Source organism: Roseibium sp. MMSF_3247, from assembly GCF_030733765.1.
GTDB lineage: Bacteria > Pseudomonadota > Alphaproteobacteria > Rhizobiales > Stappiaceae > Roseibium.
In genome coordinates this window covers 403,509-427,371 of record NZ_JASHII010000001.1, presented here as the reverse complement: position 1 = coordinate 427,371, position 23,863 = coordinate 403,509, and the positions used below count along the sequence as shown (strand labels likewise).

Annotated in this window: 21 protein-coding genes; 5 read left to right on the top strand and 16 right to left on the bottom strand. The window is 55.8% G+C overall.

From position 1 onward, the window contains the following. The first annotated feature begins 9 nt into the window (after window positions 1–9). Window positions 10–639, top strand: a complete 630-nt coding sequence (locus tag RBB44_RS01850; protein WP_306148175.1) for a class I SAM-dependent methyltransferase — start codon at window positions 10–12, stop codon at window positions 637–639. Here the strand turns inward: RBB44_RS01850 and RBB44_RS01845 are convergent. Together RBB44_RS01845 and cobA are read right to left on the bottom strand one after the other, a co-directional pair. Continuing rightward, window positions 612–1,949, bottom strand: coding sequence for a cobyrinate a,c-diamide synthase (locus RBB44_RS01845; RefSeq protein WP_306148174.1), 1,338 nt, complete (start codon window positions 1,947–1,949; stop codon window positions 612–614). The two genes, RBB44_RS01850 and RBB44_RS01845, sit on opposite strands and share 28 nt — an antisense overlap. Next, on the bottom strand, window positions 1,939–2,805 hold the full coding sequence (cobA, locus tag RBB44_RS01840; protein ID WP_306148173.1) for a uroporphyrinogen-III C-methyltransferase: 867 nt from the start codon (window positions 2,803–2,805) through the stop codon (window positions 1,939–1,941). Before cobA ends, RBB44_RS01845 begins: the two co-directional genes overlap by 11 nt. Window positions 2,806–2,925: 120 nt before the next feature. On the opposite strand from cobA, the gene RBB44_RS01835 reads away from it, so the two are divergent. The 3 genes from RBB44_RS01835 (at window position 2,926) to RBB44_RS01825 (ending at window position 5,968) form a co-directional block, all read left to right on the top strand. Then, on the top strand, window positions 2,926–4,020 hold the full coding sequence (locus RBB44_RS01835) for a cobalt-precorrin-5B (C(1))-methyltransferase (protein WP_306148172.1): 1,095 nt from the start codon (window positions 2,926–2,928) through the stop codon (window positions 4,018–4,020). Continuing rightward, complete coding sequence (locus tag RBB44_RS01830) at window positions 4,010–4,765, top strand: cobalt-precorrin-6A reductase (RefSeq protein ID WP_306148171.1); 756 nt, start codon at window positions 4,010–4,012, stop codon at window positions 4,763–4,765. Before RBB44_RS01835 ends, RBB44_RS01830 begins: the two co-directional genes overlap by 11 nt. Before the next feature lie 180 nt (window positions 4,766–4,945). Beyond that, the gene (locus tag RBB44_RS01825; RefSeq protein WP_306148170.1) at window positions 4,946–5,968 is read left to right on the top strand and encodes a glycoside hydrolase family 5 protein; all 1,023 of its coding nucleotides are present in this window, start codon (window positions 4,946–4,948) and stop codon (window positions 5,966–5,968) included. 15 nt (window positions 5,969–5,983) lie between these two features. On the opposite strand, the gene RBB44_RS01820 is transcribed toward RBB44_RS01825, so the two are convergent. From RBB44_RS01820 to RBB44_RS01805, 4 genes are read right to left on the bottom strand one after another with little or no spacing between them, the layout of a single operon-like run. Next, entirely contained in the window at window positions 5,984–6,778 is a 795-nt protein-coding gene (locus tag RBB44_RS01820; protein WP_306148169.1) for a class I SAM-dependent methyltransferase, read from the bottom strand. Next, window positions 6,775–7,833 carry a glycosyltransferase family 4 protein gene (locus RBB44_RS01815; RefSeq protein WP_306148168.1) on the bottom strand — a complete coding sequence of 353 codons (1,059 nt, stop codon included), beginning with the start codon at window positions 7,831–7,833 and terminating at the stop codon, window positions 6,775–6,777. The genes RBB44_RS01820 and RBB44_RS01815 overlap by 4 nt, the downstream gene beginning before the upstream one ends. A 1-nt stretch (window position 7,834) precedes the next feature. Then, the gene (locus RBB44_RS01810) at window positions 7,835–8,233 is read right to left on the bottom strand and encodes a 6-carboxytetrahydropterin synthase (RefSeq protein WP_306148167.1); all 399 of its coding nucleotides are present in this window, start codon (window positions 8,231–8,233) and stop codon (window positions 7,835–7,837) included. Between the two features lie 40 nt (window positions 8,234–8,273). Next, the gene (locus tag RBB44_RS01805; RefSeq protein WP_306148166.1) at window positions 8,274–9,287 is read right to left on the bottom strand and encodes a zinc-binding alcohol dehydrogenase; all 1,014 of its coding nucleotides are present in this window, start codon (window positions 9,285–9,287) and stop codon (window positions 8,274–8,276) included. Window positions 9,288–9,384: 97 nt separating this feature from the next. On the opposite strand from RBB44_RS01805, the gene mdoH reads away from it, so the two are divergent. After that, window positions 9,385–11,217 (top strand): glucans biosynthesis glucosyltransferase MdoH, encoded by a 1,833-nt coding sequence (gene mdoH, locus RBB44_RS01800; RefSeq protein WP_306148165.1) that lies wholly within the window; start codon window positions 9,385–9,387, stop codon window positions 11,215–11,217. Between the two features lie 61 nt (window positions 11,218–11,278). Here mdoH and ptsN read toward each other — a convergent pair whose 3' ends face one another. The 10 genes from ptsN to RBB44_RS01750 form a co-directional block, all read right to left on the bottom strand. Continuing rightward, window positions 11,279–11,746, bottom strand: coding sequence for a PTS IIA-like nitrogen regulatory protein PtsN (ptsN, locus tag RBB44_RS01795; protein WP_133948951.1), 468 nt, complete (start codon window positions 11,744–11,746; stop codon window positions 11,279–11,281). Between the two features lie 68 nt (window positions 11,747–11,814). Beyond that, window positions 11,815–12,402, bottom strand: coding sequence for a ribosome hibernation-promoting factor, HPF/YfiA family (gene hpf / locus RBB44_RS01790; protein ID WP_306148164.1), 588 nt, complete (start codon window positions 12,400–12,402; stop codon window positions 11,815–11,817). A gap of 302 nt (window positions 12,403–12,704) precedes the next feature. Further along, entirely contained in the window at window positions 12,705–14,267 is a 1,563-nt protein-coding gene (gene rpoN, locus RBB44_RS01785; protein WP_306148163.1) for an RNA polymerase factor sigma-54, read from the bottom strand. A gap of 82 nt (window positions 14,268–14,349) precedes the next feature. Beyond that, a complete protein-coding gene (gene lptB / locus RBB44_RS01780; RefSeq protein WP_209179432.1) occupies window positions 14,350–15,132 on the bottom strand; it encodes an LPS export ABC transporter ATP-binding protein in 783 nt (260 codons plus the stop codon). Between the two features lie 96 nt (window positions 15,133–15,228). Next, window positions 15,229–15,810, bottom strand: coding sequence for an LptA/OstA family protein (locus tag RBB44_RS01775; protein WP_306148162.1), 582 nt, complete (start codon window positions 15,808–15,810; stop codon window positions 15,229–15,231). Next, window positions 15,807–16,454 carry an LPS export ABC transporter periplasmic protein LptC gene (gene lptC, locus RBB44_RS01770; protein ID WP_306148342.1) on the bottom strand — a complete coding sequence of 216 codons (648 nt, stop codon included), beginning with the start codon at window positions 16,452–16,454 and terminating at the stop codon, window positions 15,807–15,809. Before lptC ends, RBB44_RS01775 begins: the two co-directional genes overlap by 4 nt. Before the next feature lie 65 nt (window positions 16,455–16,519). Then, window positions 16,520–17,140 (bottom strand): ribonuclease D, encoded by a 621-nt coding sequence (locus tag RBB44_RS01765; RefSeq protein ID WP_306148161.1) that lies wholly within the window; start codon window positions 17,138–17,140, stop codon window positions 16,520–16,522. Between the two features lie 138 nt (window positions 17,141–17,278). Beyond that, window positions 17,279–17,740: a cytochrome c gene (locus RBB44_RS01760; RefSeq protein WP_306148160.1), complete on the bottom strand. Its 462-nt coding sequence runs from the start codon at window positions 17,738–17,740 to the stop codon at window positions 17,279–17,281. A gap of 121 nt (window positions 17,741–17,861) precedes the next feature. Beyond that, the gene (cueR, locus tag RBB44_RS01755) at window positions 17,862–18,260 is read right to left on the bottom strand and encodes a Cu(I)-responsive transcriptional regulator (RefSeq protein WP_306148159.1); all 399 of its coding nucleotides are present in this window, start codon (window positions 18,258–18,260) and stop codon (window positions 17,862–17,864) included. A gap of 313 nt (window positions 18,261–18,573) precedes the next feature. Further along, window positions 18,574–23,790: an ExeM/NucH family extracellular endonuclease gene (locus tag RBB44_RS01750; RefSeq protein WP_306148158.1), complete on the bottom strand. Its 5,217-nt coding sequence runs from the start codon at window positions 23,788–23,790 to the stop codon at window positions 18,574–18,576. Window positions 23,791–23,863: the final 73 nt, after the last annotated feature.

The window sequence follows — 23,863 nt, the reverse complement described above, 5'->3', positions numbered from 1 at the left end:
AGACGCCGCGTGGCTGAACGAAATCCGCTTCTGGAACATGCGCTGTCGCTGAACGGCGATCCTCTCGCGATCCGGGAGTTCTATGCCAACTGGGTGCAGACCTACGACACGGATCTCCTGCTTGCGATCGGGTATGTCGCTCCGAAAGTCGCTGCTGAGGCTTTGGTCCGGCATCTGGGTGACGGCAATTTGGTACTGGATGCAGGTTGCGGCACCGGACTCGTCGGACTGGAGCTTTTGAAGCTTGACTATGAGCTGACCATCGACGGGATTGACCTCACGCCGGAAATGCTGGCTGCGTCGCGTAAAAGCGGCGCTTATCGGAAACTGAATGAAGCCGACATGTGTGGTCCGCTGCATGAGATCGATAATGACTTTTATGATGGCATTGTCAGCGCGGGCGTGTTTACCAGCGGCCATGTCGGACCAGACGGCCTCGATGCACTGATCCGGATTGCCAAGCCCGGTGCTCCAATCGTCTTCACGGTGCGGGACACCACATGGGACACTGACGGCTTTGCGCAAAAGATCGAGAAGCTGGAAACTGATGGCGTGGTGCGAATTGTCGATATCCAGCTTAGCCCGTATCACACAAAGGAAGACGTTTTCTGTCAGCTCTGCGTGCTGGAAGTCGTTTGATAGCGTGAAATCACATGCGCAAACGACCCCATCACATTGTTTACGCGCAGCCCCATGTCGGGAAGACTGTTCCCGGAAGCGTCGCTTGCCGAAAATAGCCGGTCGACGGTGCCCTCATTCACAACACTGGCATAGTGAAACTCGTGCGCTGCCAGCGAACCTGACCATGGCGCACCAGTTTTTGGGGTGACAATCCGATAGCCGAGGTGCCGTTTGCGGGTTTGGAACGACGTTTCCAGTGGCAGAAGCCCAAGCATTTTGTGCCGGCAACCATCTGCATCGACCAGCCCATCGCCGAGGATCATATAGCCACCGCATTCGCCGTAGATCAGCGCGCCGTTTTCAGCGGCTGCTTGCACTCCGGAAAGGAAGGTCTGCGCCTCTGAGAGTTTGCCGGCATGGAGTTCGGGATATCCGCCCGGCAGATAGATCGCATCGGCGTCAGACTTCGGTGCTTCGTTGACGAGCGGCGAGAAAAACGAAATCTCCGCCCCCATACGCCGCCAATGGTCCAGCAGGTGAACATAAGAAAAGGCGAAGGCAATGTCCCTGGCAACCGAGATTCGTTGTCCAAGAGGTGTTGGAAGTTGGGGCACTTCATCACCAGGCGTGGCAATGCTTTGCGCCAGCGTTCGAATTCCATTGAGATCTAGATGATCTTCACAAATGCGCGCCGCTGCGTCCAGAAAAGCGTCCAGTTCTGGATGTTCCTGAGCCTGAACCAAGCCGAGATGGCGTTCCGGCAGAACCAAATCGCTCTTGCGCGGGATAGCCCCAAGGACTGCAATATCGAGCCCGCTCAGGGCTGCCCGCAGCATCTCTTCATGGCGGGCGCTGCCGACCCGATTGAGGATGACACCGGTCACTTTCACATCGGACCGGAAGTCTTTGAAGCCACTGACGAGAGCAGCAACCGACTGCGCCTGTTTCGCACAATCGACAACCAACACCACCGGGATTTGGAGCGACCTTGCCAAATCTGCGGCAGACCCTTTCCCGTTTGCAGCGCCATCAAACAGACCCATGGCCCCTTCGGCGATAAGAAGATCGTGTCCAGCAGCGTGGGAACCGGCCAGCGTTCCTATTGTTCCTCCGTCCATCGCCCAGGCATCAAGGTTGATGCAGGGCGCACCACTTGCAGCTTCATGGAACTTGGGATCGATGTAATCGGGTCCGGACTTTGCCGAAACAACGGAAAGGCCCGCGTTCTTGAAAGCCCGCAGCAAGCCTAGCGTCACAGTAGTCTTGCCAGCGCCGGAGGATGGCGCTGCGATCAGGAGTCCCTTCGATCCGCCTGGATTAACCTGCATCGGCCTGTCGGGTCGCCTCGCGCAGCCCAAGTGGATCGGGTGTCAGAACCTTCCCAGACAGGGCGCCCAGCCAGTCGAGCCCAGCGCGCAAACGGACAACTTCACCAACACAGACAATGGCGGGCGGGCTGAGACCAGCGCGCTTTGCTTCTTCTGCGCAGTTTCCGAGTGTCGTTTCCAGAACTTCTTGCCCGGCTAAGGACCCGTTGCACACGATTCCCACAGGCTCATCCACCGACCGTCCACCGGCAATCAGTTTGCCGGCGATCGTCTCAAGATGCTTCATTGCCATGTACATCACGATGACTGGAGAGCCTTGTGCAATACCTTCCCAATTGATCGCATCCGGCATCAAACCAGTCTGGTCATGGCCGGTAAGAAACGTCACAGCCTGATTGCAATCCCGGTGGGTCGCCGGGATACCGGCATAGGCCAGCCCGCCAATGCCGGCAGTAATGCCCGGTATGATCCGGAAATGAACCCCGGCCTCGACCAGTCCAAGCGCTTCTTCACCGCCCCGACCGAAGACAAACGGATCACCGCCTTTAAGGCGCAAGACACGTTTGCCGGCCCGCGCATAGTCAATGAGCTTTAGAGTAATGTCCCGCTGTTTCGGGCTCGGCTTGCCACCGCGTTTACCGGCGTAGTCAAGAACGGCTCCAGGTCTTGCCCAGCCTAGAATGCTCTGATCCACAAGCGCGTCGTAAACAACCACATCCGCCTGCCGCAACCCATTGACGGCGTGCAGCGTCAAAAGGCCAGGATCCCCAGGCCCCGCTCCGGCCAGCCAGACCCATCCGGCTTCGAATTCCGGCAGAGACTGTGCAGGCAATGTCATGTGTTGTTCAGACTGCATGAATCTTGTTTACAGCGGGGATAGAAAAGCGCCAAGTCCTTCGCCGGTATAAAGCTCTCCGAATGCGACATTTCATCTCTCGATCTGCGCATTTTTGAAAAACTCGGTTATAGACATTTCATGGTCAGACCTGACGGCAAAGAATTGCGGCGCGGCTGGACGACGGGGGCATGTGCCACGGCGGCGGCGAAGGCTGCCTACCAGGCTTTGCTCACGGGTACGTTTCCGGATCCGGTCGAGATAACCTTACCACAAGGCAGAACCACGGACTTCGTTCTGACCCGCCACGCATTGGCTGACGGATGCAGCTTAGCCACGATTACGAAAGATGCGGGCGATGATCCGGATGTGACCCACGGCGCCGAAATCACGTCAACTGTCAGGCTTCTGCCAGAGGGAAGCGGTGTCCAGTTCAAGGCCGGGGTCGGGGTTGGCACCGTTACCCGGCCCGGCTTACCGATCCCGCCGGGTGAACCTGCAATCAATCCGGTGCCCCGCCAGATGTTGCAAACTGCCATTGAGGAAGTGACCCGCCTTTACGGCGGCACAGGCGATGTCGAGATCGAAATCTCGATTGCCGGCGGCGAGGAATTGGCTTTGAAAACCATGAACCCGCGCCTTGGCATCGTTGGCGGATTGTCGGTCCTCGGAACAACCGGGATCGTGCGCCCGTTCTCCTGCGCAGCGTGGATCGCATCCATCCATCGCGGGATCGATGTCGCGCGTGCAACCGGGCTTGAGCATGTCGTGGGCGCAACAGGCTCTATGTCGGAAAAGGCCGTGCAATCCCGTCATGACCTCGACGACAGCGCCTATCTCGACATGGGCGATTTTGCCGGCGGACTCCTGAAATACCTGCGCAGTCACCCGGTCCCGAAAATCACCATGGCCGGGGGCTTTGCCAAGTTCACCAAGCTTGCCCAAGGTGCGCTCGACCTGCACTCGGCCCGGAGCTCGGTCAGTTTTGAGTTCCTTCAGGACTTGCTTCGTGAGGCCGACGCCCCAACCAGCCTCATCGCCCATGCTGGAACATCGAATACGGCGAAGGAAGTACTCGATATGGCGGCTGCAGAGGGGATCAGTCTGAGCGCCCCCCTTGCAAGGCGCGCAAAAACAGCGGTTCGAACAGTTCTGCGCGATGCGCCTATCGACGTGGAAGTCATAATCGTGGACCGCCAGGGCAACATCATTGGGGAGTGCGGATTTGACGGCTGATCAACCGCATATTCTGCTGCTGGCCGGGACCTTTGAGGCCCGCGAACTTGCAAAAAAACTCTTGGAGAGGTTTCCAACTGTTCGCCTAACAGCGTCCTTCGCGGGCGCCGTGAAAGATCTGCCAGACCTTGGTGTTCCGACGCGCATTGGCGGGTTTGGCGGCATTGAGGGGCTTTGCCAATACCTTCAGACCGAGAAGGTTTCGCTCATCATCGATGCAACACATCCGTTCGCGGCCCGCATGAGCTGGAACGCCTTCCATGCGGCGGAGCGTGAGGACGTTGCGATCCTCCGGCTCGAGCGACCTGCCTGGAAGCAGGCGCCGAATGATCTTTGGCATCCGGTTGCCTCCATGGATGACGCCGCCGATGCGATACCCGATGGGGCCCACGCTTTTCTGGCCGCCGGGCGCAAGGAGATCGCAACGTTTTACCGGCGCAGCGACATCGTCGGCACCGCCCGGATGATCGAACCACCTCCCGCTCCCTTGCCGGACCACTGGTCGCTCGTGCTCTCGCGTCCGACCCAATCGGCTGAAGAAGAAGTCGAGCTGTTCCAAGAAAAAGGCATTACCCACGTGGTGACCAAGAACAGCGGCGGAACGCGAGCCTATGCAAAAATCGAGGCCGCGCGGCAGATGCAGCTTCCAGTTATCGTTGTAGACCGGCCTGAATTGCCATCAACGGATACTGCAGCTACGGTCAATGACGTGCTCGACTGGACCGACAGGTTTCTGAACACGTGATTCCACTGCCGAGGTTCCCGAGTGAACCAGAGAACTTGGAATGACGGGTTTTTCTTGCAGTTTCGCCGATTATCGCGCTTTTGTTGTATTTCGATACCCTTATGCAAGATCACAACGATCCGCAGCATGATCAACAGATGTTTGATGAAAGCGCTGAGTGCCGTCGCAGCGAATGGCGTAATGTCATTCTTGATATTGACCGGCGCCTTTACGGCTGCAAGCGCTCAAGAACGGACCTGCCTGCGCGGTGTCAATATCGCCGGTGCCGAGTTCGGCGGCTATGAAGGGCCCTACGGTGAAAGCTACATCTATCCTTCAGATGCAACGCTGGCGTGGGCCGCCTCCGGGCAAATGACCGTAATTCGTCTTCCGTTCCGCTGGGAACGTCTCCAGCCTGAGCTGCATGCGGCACTGGATCACGCCGAGCTCGCCCGCCTCAAGAAGACGGTGGCCAACGCCAAACAACACGACCTAACTATCATTTTGGATCCGCACAATTTTGCTGAATACCGCGATGTGAAAATCGGTCAGGAACCAGTGACGGTGGAGGCCTTCGCAGACTTTTGGCGCAAACTTGGCTCGGAATTTTCCGGTGACCCGCGTGCCCTCTATCTTTTGATGAATGAGCCGGAAGGTGTCACGGCCGCCACGTGGTTCAAGGCCGCCCAGGCCGCAATCCTTGCGATCCGGGGCGTTGGTGCAGACAACCTCGTCCTTGTTCCCGGCACCATTTGGACCGGGGCCTCTCATTGGTTCGATGATATGCCCGGAGGATCCAATGCTGACGTCTTCAAGGGCATCGCAGACCCGGACAACAACTTCGCCTTCGACATTCATCAGTATCTGGACACGGATTTTTCCGGCAGGAACGCCACCTGTCCGCGAACCAAAGATGCCCTGAAGGCCCTTGAAGAGGTCACGATATGGATGCGGCAGTTCGGATTTCAGGCGCATCTTGGCGAGTTCGGCGGGACCGCGTCGCCCGATTGCCTGGACGGTCTTGCAAAAGTGGCGGCTTACATCAATGGCGAAAGTGATGTCTGGATCGGCTGGACAGCCTGGGCTGCCGGTGACTGGTGGGGAGACTACGCCTTGTCACTCCAGCCTCAAAATGGGGTCAACACTCCTCAGATGATGGTCCTAGAGCGGTTTATGACAGCGTCAGATGGGTCCCCCACAGTCTGCGGCGCAACTTCAAACTAGGTTTGAGAGATTGCCTCAAGTGGGCAGCGCAGCAAAATCGAGATGGCCGACTGTCATGTTCAACGCGCTGTCCGCGATCTGCGAGCGGCGGTTCTGAAGCCAATGATCTGCTGCGGTTTTCGCAACGCCCTGTTTCACGCCAATCCCGACCCAGCCGGGCAGGAATTCACCCAGAAAGTCCGCATGCTGTGGGCCAATCATCCAATCGGATGTATCGCTGACCACCCTGTATCCCCTGGCCTCGAAGAGCGCAATTGCCTGTTCGGCAGCCTTGGGGCCAAGCGCCGGACCAAATCCCTTGTCAGTCTTCTGGTCGCGGTTCATCGCATCACAGAGATCCTGATCGAGCGGTTCGGCAGGTTCAAATCCCGTCCGACCATCATAAGTCAGGCTGGCCAAAAACGGTTTTCCGGATGCGACGATCGCTTCAACAAGTTGCGTCAGAAATTTTTCCGAGACCAAGTCAAGGAATGCGGATGTCGTGATCGCATCGACCGCGTCAAACGGGAGTTCCTTAAGGTTGGCCGCTAGATCGATTTCCCGAGTTTGAAGCGACCCAGGTTTTGTCGCGTAGTCACGGCTAGCCGCCACCGACAGAAGATCGGCATCGTAGTCGGACAAAATCCAATGAATGTCCGGTTTTGCACCTGCCAAAGCAGCAACGGTCGAACCTGCACCGCTTGCAAGGTCCAGGATTTTTGGGGGGGCAGCCGACAAGGCTCCGAAAAACGCAGCTTCGACATCATTGTTGCGGGCCGCAAGGTCCAGAGGCTCGCGCAAGGCCAACCAATTTGCTGAAAATCCGCTCACTGCGCCACCTTCTCAATCACTGTCTCGAAAACCCTCACCGCGTCCTCCCAGCTTGGCAAGGAATGAGCGGCCTGCCGGGCCTCTGTGGCAAGGCGTTCCCGGGCCTCGGCATTAGACATAATAGTGGTAAGGGCAGCGGTTAAAGCCTGCACATCTTCCACGCCGGAATAGATCGCCCCCCCGACCGAGAGGGTGTCCTTAACCGCTCCAGCACCGCTGCCGATCACCGGCAAACCATGCGCCAGCGCTTCCGCATAGGCCATGCCGTACCCCTCATAGCGGCTCGCCAGAACGAAAACGTCCGCCGAGCAATAATAATCGCTCAGCTGTTCCTGCGGCACCGCCCCACGGAACGTGACTCGGCCGGTAAGCGCCAGACTTTTGATCTGGTGCTTCAGAGCCATGACACAGCCCGGATCCGCCTCCAGTCCGCCAACGACATCGAGATGCCAATCCATCTCTTTCAATTGGCTGAGCGCCCCAAAGAGCAGATCGTAGCCCTTTCTCTGTGTGACGGTACCTATGGAAAGGAGCCGCAACGGGCCTTCTGACGCTTTACGCCCCTGTGCGGGAAGCTCCGTGCCCGGAAGAGCAGTACTGATCGCATCCATTGAGATCCCGAACAGGTCCTCGATTTGAACGGCCGTCGCCGGACTTGTCACGATCACATGACGGGCATGACTGAGAGCTGCGCTTTCCCTGGCTTGCAGCCGCGCGGCGACGTCGCTGGGCAAGCCGTTTTCCCGGCAGAGCGGGTGGTGAACCAGGGCGATTAGCCTCAGTCTCTTGCCGTGCTTTTCGGCGGTCTGATCCATAACGCCGTAGGCCAAGCCATCGACAATGACCACGGTATCGTCCAGGAGAGCAGAAAAAGATGCGTCAACGGACTGTAAAGTCTCTCCTGATGGGAAAGGAAACCCCGGTCCAAGCGACTGCGGCCTTACATTCCAGCCATTGGCAGCAAGACCGGTAATCACGCGCCGGTCATACCCGTATCCGCCCGTGAGCGTTTCCAAGTCACCCGGATAGGCAAACACGAGCCGTTTGTCCGGCATGTCAGATCTTTGCCTCGTACCACGCACGGGCAACATGGGATTCGGAGATCGTCACCCGGATCGACGCAAGCTCGCCGCACTTGCGGCCGAGCCGGTCCTGCCGCGCTGCCTCGGCCAGGTGATCATGGATGTGTTTGGTCAGGAATTCCGTGGTCGTATTGATCCCGGCAAACTCGGGCACCTCATCAAGGTTCTTGTAGTTGAGCGGCGCCAGCACTTCCTTGAGCGCTTCATGCGCCCGGCCGATATCGATCACAACACCGTTTTCATCGAGTTCTTCTGACAAAAAGGCCGCGTCTACGACAAATGTCGCTCCGTGCAGCGCCTGTGCCGGACCAAATAGTTCCCCTTTGAAGGAGTGGGCAATCATCACGTGATCGCGAACTTCTACAGCAAACATATTATATTCCTAAGTTCCTGAGTTTTCTGCCAAGCTGGCATCATGCCTCGCCGGCTTGGTCATAAACGATGACCGCAGCCAAGACATCTGATGCCTTGTTCAATATTTCGGGAACGCGCACTGCCGCGTCTTCAAATGGGATTTTGTGGCTGATCAGAAGATCCAGACGTGGATCATCCAGTAGGGAAAGCGCCAATTCCATTCGCCGCCGGTAAGTCCAGCGCGCCTGCCGTTCGGCCGGAATAGTGCCCACTTGGCTTGAGATCAATTTGATCCGGCGGCTATGAAAATCAGCTCCGAGCGGCACCCTGACGGTCTGATCGCCGTACCAGCTCATTTCAATAACCGAGGCTCCGTCACCGGCGCTGGAAAGCGCCGTTTTCAGCCCGGCTGCGCTCGCACTTGTGTGGAACACGAGGTCCTGGTCTCGCGGCGCATCCCCTGGAAGGCTGAAACGAAAACCAAGGCCGGATGCGATCTCAGCGCGGGTCGGATTTATATCCACCAAAGTGACATTTGATCCGGGAAGCCGTGCACACACGTAAGCAGTCAAGAGCCCGACAACGCCGCCGCCGACCACGCAGATGTGATCCCCAGGTGATGGTTTTCCATCCCATAAAGCATTGAGAGCGGTTTCTAAATTGGCCGCAAGCGTCGCCCGCTCGGCCGGAATGGAAGCAGGCACAGGGACACAGGCATCCGACGGGAGAGTGTAGAGATCTTGATGCGGAAAGAGCGAAAAGACGAGCTTACCTGCAAGTTCAGCGTCTCCGTCAACAACGGTTCCCACGCTGGCGTAGCCGTATTTCACCGGGAAGGGAAACTGTCCCTCCTGAAAAGGCGCCCGCATGCGATGCCATTCTGTTTCCGGAACCGCACCGCGGAGCACAAGCCCTTCGGTTCCACGGCTGATTGCACTGTTCGAGGCTTTGATCAGTACCTCTCCCGGCTGCGGCTTCGAGAGCATAGCCGACCTAACCGCACACCCACCGTCGCCGACATACCAAACGGCATGAGCTTCGTGGAGATCAGCTTCTTTAGCGGGAGTTGGCATTCTGCAATTTCTCCGAACCGTGACACGCTTTTGCCACCACATCCACTTATCGCTACGCCCATTCATGCCATGTTTGCAAGGATTGGAAGTCCGAAAAATGTTGCAAGTCATTGATAAACCTAACCCGGCCTTGTCCAAAACGTCCATGACCGGTCGCCGGGTTCTGTTCGCCTTCCTGTTGGCGGCAAGTTTCGTTGCCTTGTCGGCGTTAATGTTCGTGACATTATCACCCGGCGGTCACACGCCTTTGGACTTCTTTATCCTTGGCTGTTTCATGGTCACACTTCCGTGGACCATTATCGGTTTTTGGAACGCAGTGATCGGTCTTTTGGTCATGCGGCTTTCCAAGGATCCTGTCGCAGCCGTGTGCCCGATTGCCCCAGGAGATGCGTCTCAATCGATCTCCAGCTCAACAGCGCTCCTCTCCTGTATCAAGGATGAGGACGTCGACGCGCTGGAGACCAATCTCACCGCGATGGCCAGCAATCTGATCCGCGCAGGCTCCGGCCATAACTTTACGCTCTATGTTTTGAGCGATACGTCCCGGGACGACACAGCGCAGCAAGAACAACAAATGTCGGCACGGCTGTCCGCTCGGTTTTCTGGGCAAATGGATGTCGTTTATCGGCGCCGGGCCGAAAACACCGCGTTCAAAGCTGGCAATATCGAAGATTTTTGCGAACGTTGGGGAGGTCGTCATGAGTTTGCGATCGTCCTGGATGCGGACAGTTACATGTCCGCCTCAGCGATCATCGATCTGGTACGGCGCATGGAAGTCAATCCGCAGATCGGTATCCTTCAAAGCCTCGTGGTTGGGCTGCCGACAGACAGCGCCTTTGCACGTATTTTTCAGTTTGGGATGCGTCTTGGAATGCGCTCCTACACGATCGGAAGTGCATGGTGGCAGGGGGATTGTGGGCCCTACTGGGGGCACAATGCCATCTTGCGGCTAAAGCCGTTCAAAGAGCATTGCAAGCTGCCAGTTCTGCCTGGAACAGGCCCGTTGAGCGGTCCGGTTTTGTCGCATGACCAAGTCGAAGCTGTTCTAATGCGCCGCGCCGGATATGAAGTTCGTGTCCTGCCCCAAGAAAGCGGGAGTTATGAGGCCAATCCGCCACATCTCTTAGAGTTCATCCGCCGCGATCTTCGCTGGTGCCAGGGCAATTTGCAGTACCGTAAACTGCTCGGTCTCAAGGGCCTTAAGCCCGTCAGCCGGGCCCAGTTGGTGCTCGCCATCCTGATGTTTCTCGGGTCACCCGCCTGGATCGGATTTATGGTAGGGGCAGCAACCCTTGGAATGACCACGGATTACGCTCCTTATCGGGCGGATACCGGCGCTGTTTTGTTTTTCTCCGTGCTGACAATGGTTTTTGCACCGAAGCTGGCAACTGTCGCGGATATCATTGCACGCACGGATCTTCGAAAGGCGTTTGGCGGCCCCATCCGAATACTGCTCAGCGTGATGGCTGAGATCGTCTATGCGGCCATGCTTGCGCCAATCATGGCGGTTGCTCACACCGTCTTCATGGCTGGTCTTGCTTTCGGAAAATCTATTGGTTGGGGTGCGCAAGCACGTGGTGTTGCGCGCTTGCCGGTTTTGCTTGTCGCTTCCAAACTCTGGCCGCAGACCCTTTTCGGTGCAGCGGGTCTTGCCTGGATCGTTCAGCAACCCATTGATCTGGTTTGGCCGGTCATCCCTGTCGCGGTGGGGCCACTGCTTGCCACGATACTGGCCGTTATGACCTCGACGAAAACGCTAGGTACCTTGGCAATCCGGTCCACACTCTGGCAAATCCCCGAGGAGACCGCGCCTCCTGCCGAGTTGCTGCAGCTTCAACTTCCGGCTTTGCAAAAAGGCAGAGGGGCCGAGTTTCAGCCGCAGGACTTGCCGACAGCTGCCGCCGAACCTGAACCCGTCGAAGCGCGCTGATCAGACAAAACGGGCCACTCTGAGGTTTCATTGATCTCAGTGTGGCAACGCCCCTGGCGGATCAGGCAGCGTTGGACGATGCTATTGGCTGGGTGAGAAGTTCGTAAATGTCTTCAGCTTCAGCGGCAGACCGGATCCCCTCAGTGACCGTCGCATCGCGCAATTGCCGCGCAATGCGGGCAAGGGCCTTTAAGTGGTCAGCTCCGGCCCCTTCAGGCGCCAGAAGTAGGAACACAAGATCCACCGGCTCTTCGTCGAGTGAATCAAAATCGACCGGTTTGTCCAGACGCGCGAATACCCCGACAAGGCGGTCGAGACGGATAAGCTTGCCGTGCGGGATTGCGATACCTTGCCCGACGCCGGTGGAACCAAGCCGCTCACGCTGCAGCAACGTATCAAAGACTTCCCGCTCAGAAAGACCGGTCAGTTCAGCCGCCTTGGCTGCCAACTCCTGGATCGCCTGCTTTTTGCTCTTGGCTTTGAGCCTGGAGATAACCGCGTCTTTGCTCAGAAGATCACTAAGATCCATTCCTTCGCCTATCCGTTTCGGGCGCCGGCTTCCCGCTTACAAGGAAGCCGGACCCTAGCGCATCAGTGTTATTCTGCGGCGGCGCTTGCCACTAGTGCAGGGTCTATCCACCCTATATTGCCATCCGCCCTGCGGTAGACAACGTTGACACCACCATTTGCCGCATTTTTGAACATGACAACCGGCGCTTCCGTCAGATCAAGTTCCATAACGGCCATGCCTACGGTCATCGTTTTCACTTTTGCAGATGTCTCTGCAATGACCAGCGGATTGAAATCTGCCGGGACTTCCTCGTCTTCCTCCGGCGAGGCCAACACGTAGGACGCTGCTTCGAACGCCTCGCGGCCATTGCCGTTATGACTGTGATGATCCTTCAGTTTACGCTTGTAACGGCGTAATCGTTTTTCGATCTTGTCAGCAGCTTGATCAAAGCTGTTTCTAGGATCCTGATCCTGAGCTGAAACTTGCAGCACAATTCCAGTGTCCAGATGCACGGTGCACTCGGATTTAAAACCCGTGCCCTCCCTGCTCAGCGTGACGTGGCCAGTGAAACCGCCCGTGAAGTATTTCGAAAGGGCGTCTTCGATTCGGTCTGTGATATGGACACGCATTGCGTCACCAACATCAACATTTTTACCCGAAATCCGCAAAGCCATGGGGACCTCTTCTTTTTCTATTGACCGACAGGTCACCGGCGGAACCGCCGGTGCGGAAACGAGAAACGTTTCACACCTATACAATGGACCAGTCAGCTCTAAAGTGCCATCCCCCTCATGGTCACAAGGGCGGTCCTATAATCGGCACCTGCATGAGAGTCAATCGTCTAATGAAATGAGAAAGAATCCGATAAAACCAACAAAGAAAACGGGGTAATATTGCGAAAAACGCTAAAGAAACCGCCGTTTCTTACAGTACACGCCAACAAAACTAGAAAGAGTTCGGCTGAAATCCATGGCGTTTACATCTTTGCGTTTTTTTCCCGCCGCCGTTGGACGGAAGAGCCGATTTTCATGGCCTCGCGATATTTTGCGACTGTGCGGCGCGCAATATCAACGCCCTCATCTTTGAGGACCTTCACGATCGTGTCATCGGAAAGAATCGCCTTTGGATCTTCCGCGTCGATCATCTGTTTAATCTTGTGGCGCACAGATTCGGCGGAATGCGCATCGCCACCGACGGTCGCGGAGATTGCCGAGGAGAAAAAGTACTTAAGTTCAAAAATGCCACGCGGTGTCGCCATGTATTTGTTGGACGTCACCCGGCTGACCGTCGACTCGTGCATTTCGATCGCTTCAGCAATCGTTTTCAAATTAAGCGGGCGGAGGTGCGCAATTCCATACGTCAGGAAACCATCCTGTTGACGCACGATCTCGGTGGCAACCTTTAGAATTGTCTTGGCACGCTGGTCCAGGCTTTTCGCGAGCCAGTTTGCGGTTTGCAATGACTCCGTCAGGTATTCTTTCTCGGTCTCATTGCGGGCTGTTTTCACGACACGCGCAAAATATGTCTGATTGACAAGAACCTTCGGAAGCGTATCGGAGTTCAGTTCGACCGCCCAAGTGCCGTCGTTGGCCGGGCGCACGAAAACGTCCGGGACCATTGGCTGAACCAAAGCCCCGCCAAATACAGAGCCGGGTTTTGGATCCAGGGCTCTGATCTCGTGGATCATATCCTTGAGGTCTTCTTCGTCGACACCACAGATTTTTTTAAGCGCCGCAAGTTCCCGCTTGGCAAGCAACTCGATATTGGCGATCAACGCTTCCATCGCCGGGTCATACCGGTTCTTCTCAATCAACTGGAGCTTGAGACACTCGGCCAAGTTTCGGGCAAAGACGCCGGCGGGCTCGAACGTTTGCAGGATACTCAGAACACTCTCAACCCGTTCCGGCTCAACACCAAGTTGCTCAGCGGCTTCAACCAAATCGAGATAGAGGTATCCGTTTTCATCCAATGAATTGATCAGGTGACCGGCAATCAACTTGTCCACCTCATCGGATATCGAGAGGTTCATCTGCTCCTCTAAAGAAGTGGTTAGAGACCCCTCTTCGGCGACAAAAGCTTCAAGATTGTAGTCTTCGGAGGCCGCGCTCGACCCCGCATTCTTGTAGCTGTCGCCACCCTTCAGCTGAGCCGGGTCCGGAGAGGCCGGCACTCCAGGCTCATCCGGAAACACGTTGCTCAGATCTGTATCCATCCGCGAGGCAATTGCCTCTGCACCGGTTTCCAAATCGCTCTGCATCCAGTCGCCGCTGCCAGGCTCGCTATCGCCGCCCGCAGGCGTCTCTGACCGTTCCGAGCGGGCATCACCGGGTGCTTCAGACTGGGTATTGGCGTCGCTGGGAGCGCTGTCACCTGTATCGGTCTCGCCTTTTTCCAGAAGCGGATTGCGTTCCAGCTCAGCCTCGACATAGGCAACCAGATCGAGATTGGACATCTGCAGCAGCTTGATCGCCTGCATCAATTGCGGCGTCATGACAAGCGACTGGCTCTGTCGCATCTCCAATTTGGTTGATATTGCCATTGATGTCCCGGGCGCTCGTCAGGTTCGGTTGGTCTGCTTCTTGCTTATGATCACAAGATACAAACTTGCACGCGCCTTGTCATCAAAGGGTAAACTGCTCGCCAAGATAAAGTCGGCGGACATCTGGATTTGATACAATGTCCCGCGGAAGCCCTTCGGTCAGAACCTCTCCGGCAGCAATAATATAGGCCCGGTCGATCAGCCCGAGCGTCTCCCGGACATTGTGATCCGTAATCAACACGCCAATACCGCGCTTTGTGAGATGGCGGACCAGCTGCTGAATGTCACCGACAGCAATTGGATCGATCCCCGCAAACGGTTCATCGAGCAGCATAAATGATGGACGGCTTGCCAGAGCGCGGGCAATTTCCACACGGCGGCGCTCACCGCCAGACAGCGCGATACTTGGAGATTTGCGTAGGTGAGTCAGACCGAATTCCGCCAGAAGGGAATCCAGGTCTTCCTTGCGCTGTTTCCGGTTCGGCTCGATCACCTCAAGGACCGCACGTATGTTTTCTTCCACGGTCAATCCGCGAAAGATGGATGCTTCCTGAGGCAGATAACCAATCCCCAGCCGAGCCCGGCGGTACATCGGCATGCGGGTGATGTCGAATCCTTCGAGGTAAATCTTGCCCTGGTCCGGCCGGATCAAGCCGGTGATCATATAAAAGGTCGTTGTCTTGCCGGCACCATTCGGGCCGAGCAGACCCACGGCTTCCCCCGGCCGAACCATCAAGCCAACATGCTTCACCACCTGACGGCGGCCATAGGTTTTACCAATCCCGTCAACCACGAGTGCGTTGGACAGATCTTCAGCTGGTGCTGCGGCACCGGTAAGGCCATGTTCGAAATCGTAGTTGTCCATAGGAGGCCGGTTCACTGATGTTCTATCCATTCGCACCGCATTTGGGCGCTGTTGAAGTCATTAGATACGAAAAACACTACCGATGACTGTCCGGCACTACTGCTGTGTGCTGGGCGCTGAATTGGGAAGGATGCGCACCCTTACACGCCCGTCGTCAGCGGGAGCGTTCAAATTGGCCTGACCGGTCTTCAGGTTTACCGTCAGACGATTGCCAACAACGACATTACCGCCTTGCTTGAGGATAACTTCTTTCCCCGTCATGACCATAACTTCGGTTTTCATATCGAAGTTTGCAGCATCGCCGCTCGCGGTCTGGTCCTTGGAGGAGATATGAACACCGCCACTTGCCTCGAGTCGCGAAATCTCCTGTTGAGCTGGAACAGCGCCATTGCTTGTGTCCGCGCCCTCAGAACTCTGACCATCGCCGTCGTAGAAAACCTTCAGCTGCGATGTTTCAAGACGTGTGTCTCCCTGGATCACCACGACATCGCCGATGAACGTCGCGACTTTGGTCTGGTCTTCGACCTTGAGTTCATTTGACTCGATCTCGATCGGTTGACCGTCGCTTGACCCAAATCCGGCGAAAGAATCCGAAAAAGTCTGCGCGGATAGAGGCGCAATAGCCAGCATCAACACTGAATAAGCAACCAAGCCGCATTTAAAGACCGGTTTCATCATTGGTTTTCGTCCTCGGTCGCCGGGTAAAGGATCAGCTTGACGCCCTCTTTAAACCAAACGATTTGCTTGTCTTTGTCGTAATCGATTTTTCCGGCGGTCAACTGAGCCTCACCGGACCCAATGGTAATAGGATCGTCGGACGATATCGCACCTGTTTTCAGGTCAACGTCGACCGTCTCAACATCCACTGTATACCCTTCACTCCAGTTCAGCTGCACCCCCTCATAAAGGCGCAGGGTTTCCGCAGCGTTATTATAAATGCCTTTAAGGGAAATTATCCGCGCGCCCTCGTCCGGTGCAAGCACGATATCGGCGCGAATTTCCTCCAAATCAATGATCCTAGGATCGGTAAGCCGCTGGATCGCCTTGCGCGCTGTCACCTGATAAGAGCGCTCGCCATCATTGCCGGACAGTTTTGGGTGATCCATCACGATGCCGTCGCTGGTCAAAACGAGATTGGCTGCGCCGAAAGACCCGAGAACATTGAACAACACCACAGCGCCGATCATGCCGGCCAAGATGAGAATCCCTATTGCGGGAAACAGAAAGCGCAGAAGGCGCACCAGTGTACTGTGCCGTCGTGCGGATCTCTGGACCCGGCTCTCCATGTCGCGTGGTCTTAGCCCGCCGAACTGTTGGTTCACTGCGCTCAAAGGCAACTCCAGCACTCCCGAACTCAGTAACGCAGCTTTCCGGCGGCGAAAGCTTCTCAGGAATGAGCAAAAATGTCGTTTTCTTCCCAGCCCTTTAGATCGAGTTCCGCACGAACCGGCAAGAAGTTAAAGCAGGCATCTGCAATATTCGTACGCTCCTCGCGCTCAAGCATTATCTCAAGTTTTGCCTTCAGATCATGCAGATGCAATACGTCTGATGCTGCATAGGCCAACTGCGCATCCGATAATGCTTCAGCCGCCCAGTCTGAGCTCTGCTGCTGCTTCGACAACTCAACCCCTAAAAGCTCGCGAGTAATATCTTTCAATCCATGGCGGTCAGTGTAAGTGCGCACCAATTTCGAAGCGATTTTGGTGCACCAGACCGGGGTTACATGAATCCCCAGATAGTGACGAAGAACAGCCACGTCAAACCGCGCGAAGTGGAAAATCTTCGGTTTGGATGGATCGGTGAACAGCGTGGCTAAATTGGGCGCTTCCGTTTGCCCGCGAGCGATCTGCACCACGTCGGCAGACCCGTCGCCAGGTGAGAGCTGCACAACACACAAACGGTCACGATGGGGGTTCAATCCGAGCGTTTCTGAATCTACAGCCACGGCGGATGCCGTCTCATAGGCACTCAAGTCCGGCAAGTCACCTTTGTGGTAGCGGATTGTCATATCGCCATTTCCTTCTGGATTTTTCTCGGGCCGAATAAGTGCACGACACATACGCAGAGGCCGCCACTTCTCGTCACGTAAAACATGCCACGAATGGGCGCAAGTGGCTGGATGATGCGTCGACCGAAAACTGTTGCGTTACTTCTTGACCCGAAACGTCTCGTGGCAAGCCTTGCAGGTTTGGGCGAGACGACCAAACGCGGTCGCTATCTGGTCACGGTCGGCATCACTTTGAACTGCATCCGTGACGCTCATAGCCGCAGTTTCCATGTCATTTGCGGTGCCTGAGAACTGTTCCCATTTTTCCCAAATGACCGGGCTCGCTTCAGTTGGCGGCATCAGGCTATCCGGCGGGAATTGCCGTGTCAGATTGTCACCGCTGTGCCCCGCGATGATCACTGCGGCTTTCGCGATAGCAGATGCATCGAAGGGCTTCTGGCCTCGGAGCATCTGCCCAACTTGTTTCATGCTGGCGCTAATTTCCTCCATAGCATCCATCCGCTCTTTGACAATTCCAGTCGCACCCCCATGCGCAAATGCCAGTGCAACACTTAAGGCCAGCATTGCAGCGGAAATGCTTGCAGTCTTTCTGATATTCATTGATGCGCCTTCCACTTCCAAACTTTGCCCGCGCGCTAAAGGGCGGTGTATCGCCGGTGGAATTGACAAGATACTCACCAAAGACTGCTACCGCCTAGCAGCGATTGCCATCCGATACCGTTTAACCGCTCGAAATCGCTCCCGCCAGATCATCAATGATCGGACAGTCCGGACGATCATCACCCTGGCAACTCGCCACCAAGGACTTCAGGGTTTTCTTCAAGGATTTGAGTTCGTTGATCTTGGCATCAATCTCGTCGATCTTCAGGCGCGCGATTGCTTTGACATCTGCGCTTGCCCGATTGCGATCATCATAAAGTGACAAGAGCTCACGACATTGATCAATGGTGAAGCCGAGACCTCGCGATCGTTGTATGAACGCCAAACGCTGGACATCTGTCTCCGAATAATCCCGGTAGCCATTTTCAGAGCGCATTGGTGCGACTAACTTGATGTCTTCGTAGTATCGGATCGTTTTCGTCGGCAGCCCGGACTGTTTTGCAGCATCGCCAATGTTCATGAATGCACCCTCACAAGCTTATAGGTTTTATGACGCAAACCTCTGGCGACCACGAGTCTTGGCGAGAGCCTCATGGTGTTTCTGGCCGGTTCTTGAAACGCCAACGGCTGCGGTGGGACCGGCATCATTAACCTGCCATGTTGGCCCTTAAACGCAACTTCACTTTTTATTCTTAAACCCTCCAGTCACAGGAAGGTCAAGCGCTCCGCTCGGCTGATCGAGGGTGCTTTCAGAACATCGATAACCTGGGTCAATGTAAACAAAAACGGCCGGGCAGTGCCCGGCCGTTTCAACGTTCTAGAGCCCTCTACAATCAGCCGACGAACTGGATCGTGTCGGATGTCAGATCCAAGCCGATGAGCATCGGGTCATGGTCAGATGCCCGGTACTGATCTGCCGCGTAAAGATCGGAGATCTGACTGTCCGGCTTGAAGTTCGTGTTGTAGTCGAGCGCCGATGCTTCGAACGCGTTGATGTTCCATTCCTCAGCCCCGGTGACCTGGGCGAACAACGTGTTGCTCGCCAGGGCGTAATCGAGTGCGCCGAAGGACTGAACGGACGGAGCCGTATCCAGATCGATCGGGAAACCGAATGATGTCTGATTGAGACCGCCCAGCAGGCTAAAGTCAATCAGACCTTGATCCTGGCTCAGGAAGTACTGGATCGGATCTTCCATGAGATAGGAGTTCAGATCTCCTAGGATCAGGATATCCGTGTCATCAGATCCGGTCGGGTTCGTGGCAAGCCATGTATCCAGAGCTGTCGCGGCCTGAAGACGGGCTTCGTTGTTGTTGCCGGTGCCATCGCCAATACCTTCGTTGGTGCCAAACGGGCTAACTGAACCCTTGGACTTGAAGTGATTGACCGAAATGGTGACGTTTTCGCCTGTTGCCAGTTCGGTGAAGGTTGCAGCGAGTGGTGCACGGCTGGTGCCAGCACCATCAAATACCGTGTCAAAGCTCAGGCCAAGGTCTGACAGATCGTTGTCTGTCAACATGGCCACTGTAGTGCCGTCGGCGATTTTGACAGCGTCAGCATCGTAGATCATGCCAACCATGATCGCATCGCTGGTGTCGCCATAATCGACACCCGGATCAACGAAGGTGTAGTTTCGACCAGTTGCCTCGTTCAAGGCATTCACCAGATACTGAAGTGCGAACTGACCATCACCGTTTTGGTCACCATACTCGTTCTCCAGTTCCTGAAGCCCAATGATGTCGGCATCCATTTCGGCGAGGGCTGCAATCATCTTGTCAACTTGGCGCTCGAATTCGGCAGCACTTTCCGCACCACGCGGATCCAGACCACTCGGCCCTGATGTGTTACCGGTCTGATCAAGCGTGGTGAAGAAATTGAGCAGGTTAAACGACCCAACTTTCAATGAGCCACCAACATCCGGCACCTCAGAGTCACGTGGCGCAGTGTCCGCAAATTCTGGTGTTTCCGTTGGATTGATACGGAAGGCAGCATCCCCGAACTCACCGGATCCAGTACCGAAGCGGAGCACGCCCGTCAGGCCAGAAACGGTGTCGCCAGCACTTAATGCATCGCCTGCATCAAACTGTCCGGCAATGTTGCCTTCTTCACCGAAGATCTCGAACGAGATCGTGTCCGGGTTCTGTGTGGTGAAGCCATCATCCAGAAGGATGGAGTTGCTAACAGCCTCTTGGATGAATGCGTTGAAGCCTTCAACACTGGGCGCATTCCCTTGCGTGTAGGTTTCAAGCAGACCGCCCGCCTGAAGACCTACATCTCCAAACCGGCCAAGTGTGAACAGATCCGAGACGGTCATTGTCTCCGGGATCGTGACCAGCATGCCTTCGTAGGCCTCGAGGTCCGGAATGAATTCGCCGTCGCTGTTCTGGATAACATCTGCGACTGGGAACTTGATCTCAGATGCAGTCGGTAGAGTGTTTTCAGCGCTGACGATCTCGATGTTTGTGACATCGCTGATCTGCGTTTCTCCAAAGAACTCTGCAACGGTTCCGGTCACCCTAACAAGATCACCGACTTTGACATCAAGATCTGGTTCGAAGCCGTCAAATACAAAGATACCCTCAGATGTCGCAGCATTGTCATCCGCATCCTTATCCTCTTCCTGAAGGAAGAACCCGTTAAGGTCACCATTGATGCCATTGCCACCGTCTTGGAAGTCACCAACGACAATCGCCTCGACCGTTACGCGCTGACCTTCGAGCAAAGATCCTGTGGCTGTGCCCTGGATGGACGAAATCAGCTCAAATGTCGGCTCTTCACCGCCACCGTTGTCTGGCGGCGTAACATCGCCACTGATCAGCTGAATGTTGTCGATTGCAATATCTTCGTCGCCAGCGTCGAGATTGTCGAACGTCACACGGAGATCGAGGGAATCTCCTAAAGCGTCAATTCCTGCGACGAATTGCGCAAACGTGTCGGAGAGCACCGTGCCGTCACCGACGCCGTCTCCATTCGTGTCTACAGCTGGCTCTGTATTTGTTCCGCCAGACGCTTCGACCCTGAATATCTCAGCATAGTCGCCACCATCGATCGATGCTTCAATATAGAGCGCGCTGTCCGCATCCCAGTCTTGGTTTGATCCGTCATCATCTTCAGCAAGAAGGAAAGACAAATTCAGGTTTGAGTAACCGGATATATCAATGTTTTGGAACGAGAGGGTTTGCGTACCAGCGTCACCTTCCCCATCAAGATCCATGCCCGCGAAGAAGTAATCTCCGTCCTGGCCTTCGACTTGGTAGAAGCTGCCGATGTTGTCGCCGTCAGTGCGCGTGAAGAAATCACCGGCACCATCTGAGAACTCATCGACAGATGTATTGTAACGATCCCCGTTTCCGTCGGTTTCAAAGCTTTCTTCAAACAATTTGACCGGCGTACCGTCGAAGACATCGTCTTCACGGAATGTGAGGTTCTGGATGCGGTCATCAGAAGACGGGCCGCTATCGGCTTCATTGAAGGCTGGTCCGCCTTTTTCCGGATTGTGATTGTCGTCCAGATATTCGGCCAGTGCATCTTGCTCAGTGCCGTTGGCCGCAAAGACTGCATCGCCAGAGAACAGGCCATCGTTCTCGTTGTTGCCGTCCAGGTCGATCAGGTCCACCCGGTTCGGGTTGGACAAGTTCGAAAGGACAGGATCGCCGCTGTTTACCAGGAAGTTGAGCGTCACAATACGGAAGCTCTCTGAACCATCGCCAACGATATCCCCGTCGCGGACCAGCTCAGCAACCAGTTTGTCGCCGTCGAAGATCCCGGCAGAGACCACGCGGCTGCCTGCCGGCTGTGTTTCGTCAAAGGAGAACTTCAGGCCGGAGATCTGCGGGAAGCCGCCAGATGCGTTGCCCGGCAGTGCGCTGACGGCGCCTTCCAGGAAGTCGACCAGTTCCGTTTTGGTGATATCCAGAAGCGTCAAACCGTTGTTAAAGGCCAATGTTGTGGCAATGTCGTTTTGACTGATGCCGCCGGTCGGCTTGACGACCTGATTGTTCTCATCAAGAACCTGCGAGTTCGGCAAACGGATGGCTTCCGTACCGCCAGCAGGAACAACAATTTCACCGATGTTGGCGCGAATGCCGCCACCGTTCTTGATCGATACCACAACCGCGTCACCCAGATTATTGTCTGCAATCATCTGGTTGGCATAGGCGAGGTTTGCATCCGCAGTCAGGTTGCCAAGGTTGGTTTCCTGCGTGCGGACACCGTCTGGATCCTCTTCGGTGAAGGTGCCGGAGCGGTTCCCGTTCAGGAACACATCGGAAACACCGAACACATTCGATTCTGTCGCCACGATCTCCGCCTGGATGGCGTCCGTGATCGCATCCACTTCAGCATCGATCAGGTTCTCCGCGCCGAGAGCTGCAACGCCAGCATCATCGGTGGCATAAGCACCTGAAACAGTTTCATCATAGCTGTCTGCAATGATGTGACCGTCTTCGTCAAAGTCGACGACAAGTCGTCCAACATATTTGTAATTACCGTCTGTGTTGACGACCGCCGTCGTGGTTCCGCCAGCATTTTCCACCATGATCGGGTATTGGCCCTGATCACTGTCACCGTCACGCGCACGGTCATTGTCATCGAAAAGGCGGGTGTTCGAGCCACCAGCAACGATGATATCAACGTCGGTCAGACGTGCAGCCAACTCCTGCTCGATAGAGATCTGCTGCATGTGGCTCAGCAGGACAACCTTGTTGAGGCTCGGGTTTGCAGCCAGCAGCGCATCCACTTCGCTCTGTAGAACTGCGGCCAGCGCATCCAATTGCTCTGGTGTCGGGTTGCTGTCGAAGTCTTCTGGCAAGATACCCAAATCCGCGCCCGGGCTGGAAATTGCGCGGATAGTCGGAACGGTCGCACCAACGATACCGACGAGCTCGCCGTTGACATCGGAGACGCTGGACGACGTCACGACGTTTTCAAGAGTTGCCGTGTCCTGGCCACCTTCAACGGCAAGCGGAGCAAGGTTGGAATCGGTAGAGAAGTCGAGGTTCGCGGAAAGGTACGGGAACATCGCGCCACCGAAATCAGCACCTTCCAGATCCGTTCCGTTGAACAGAGGGTCGGTGAAGCCGCCGGTTGCCGAACCGTCAATCAGGCCCGCCAGCAAGCCAGTCCCGAGATCGAACTCGTGGTTGCCAAGCGCGATCGCCTGAACACCAAGTTCGTTCTGGATCTGGATATCCGCAATACCCGCAGATCCGAAAACCGCTTCCGATGCATCAAAAAACAGGCCCGGGATGATGGCATCGCCGGAGGATAGTGTCAGGGTGTTGTCAACCTCGCCGTCGTTCCCGAGGTCTTCTTCACGCAAGGCATTCAGAACCCCAGAAAGATTATCGATGTTGTCGATGGTTGCAGCGTTCGCTTCCTGATCTGTGAAATGCAAAAGCTCAAGCGTAAATGGTTCCGGGGTTGGCGTGCCGCCACCGCCGCCACCGCCGGTTCCACCGTCGCCGTCGCCAGGTGCGGCATCAGGATTATCTCCCGGGGCGCCATCACCAATTGAAATCACATCACCATTTGTGTTTTGAGCGCCAGACCGGTCTTCTTTGAAACCAAACAGGCCCCAGTGTTCGTAGGCGGATGCGAACAGGCCGTTTTCAATCGCTGCGGCGACATCAGGGTTCGCAGCCAGATAGGCTTCGGTATCAAAACCGCTCTCGAGTTGGGACGCGATGCTTGCATTCGGCGAACGCCCCTCGGACGCGCCAAAATTGATAAAATGTTCAAACAGGCTGACACCGGCCGCAACGATATCCGGATATTGCTCTGCATAAAATACAGGGTCGAATAGGGAGTTTGGGCTCCGGCCTTCGCTTTCACCTAACAGATTATAGTGATCGAACGGATTCACACCTGCAGCCGCAACATCCGGGTTCTGCTCAAGATAGAATGATGTGTCGAAGTGAGCATTCGGATCACGACCTTCCTGAAAACCAAAGAGGTTGAAATGCTCCTCGGCGCTGCCGATCACGCCAGCTTCAATGGCCGCGGCCACGTCCGGATTTTGGGCTAGATAAAATGATTCATTAAACTGCAACATCGTGCGATCCCCTACGCAAGACAAAAAGAGACCGGCAGCCTTGATAAGAATGCGAGCCGCCGGACCGTTTCAT

Excerpts from the sequence above, each read along its gene's own strand:
- RBB44_RS01845 (WP_306148174.1), bottom strand. The coding sequence starts at position 1,949 with ATGCAGGTTAATCCAGGCGGATCGAAGGGACTCCTGATCGCAGCGCCA.
- cobA (WP_306148173.1), bottom strand. The coding sequence starts at position 2,805 with ATGCAGTCTGAACAACACATGACATTGCCTGCACAGTCTCTGCCGGAA.
- RBB44_RS01835 (WP_306148172.1), top strand. The coding sequence starts at position 2,926 with ATGGTCAGACCTGACGGCAAAGAATTGCGGCGCGGCTGGACGACGGGG.
- RBB44_RS01825 (WP_306148170.1), top strand. The coding sequence starts at position 4,946 with ATGTCATTCTTGATATTGACCGGCGCCTTTACGGCTGCAAGCGCTCAA.
- RBB44_RS01815 (WP_306148168.1), bottom strand. The coding sequence starts at position 7,833 with ATGCCGGACAAACGGCTCGTGTTTGCCTATCCGGGTGACTTGGAAACG.
- RBB44_RS01810 (WP_306148167.1), bottom strand. The coding sequence starts at position 8,233 with ATGTTTGCTGTAGAAGTTCGCGATCACGTGATGATTGCCCACTCCTTC.
- RBB44_RS01805 (WP_306148166.1), bottom strand. The coding sequence starts at position 9,287 with ATGCCAACTCCCGCTAAAGAAGCTGATCTCCACGAAGCTCATGCCGTT.
- mdoH (WP_306148165.1), top strand. The coding sequence starts at position 9,385 with ATGTTGCAAGTCATTGATAAACCTAACCCGGCCTTGTCCAAAACGTCC.
- ptsN (WP_133948951.1), bottom strand. The coding sequence starts at position 11,746 with ATGGATCTTAGTGATCTTCTGAGCAAAGACGCGGTTATCTCCAGGCTC.
- hpf (WP_306148164.1), bottom strand. The coding sequence starts at position 12,402 with ATGGCTTTGCGGATTTCGGGTAAAAATGTTGATGTTGGTGACGCAATG.
- rpoN (WP_306148163.1), bottom strand. The coding sequence starts at position 14,267 with ATGGCAATATCAACCAAATTGGAGATGCGACAGAGCCAGTCGCTTGTC.
- lptB (WP_209179432.1), bottom strand. The coding sequence starts at position 15,132 with ATGGACAACTACGATTTCGAACATGGCCTTACCGGTGCCGCAGCACCA.
- RBB44_RS01775 (WP_306148162.1), bottom strand. The coding sequence starts at position 15,810 with ATGATGAAACCGGTCTTTAAATGCGGCTTGGTTGCTTATTCAGTGTTG.
- RBB44_RS01765 (WP_306148161.1), bottom strand. The coding sequence starts at position 17,140 with ATGACAATCCGCTACCACAAAGGTGACTTGCCGGACTTGAGTGCCTAT.
- RBB44_RS01760 (WP_306148160.1), bottom strand. The coding sequence starts at position 17,740 with ATGAATATCAGAAAGACTGCAAGCATTTCCGCTGCAATGCTGGCCTTA.
- cueR (WP_306148159.1), bottom strand. The coding sequence starts at position 18,260 with ATGAACATTGGCGATGCTGCAAAACAGTCCGGGCTGCCGACGAAAACG.
- RBB44_RS01750 (WP_306148158.1), bottom strand. The coding sequence starts at position 23,790 with ATGTTGCAGTTTAATGAATCATTTTATCTAGCCCAAAATCCGGACGTG.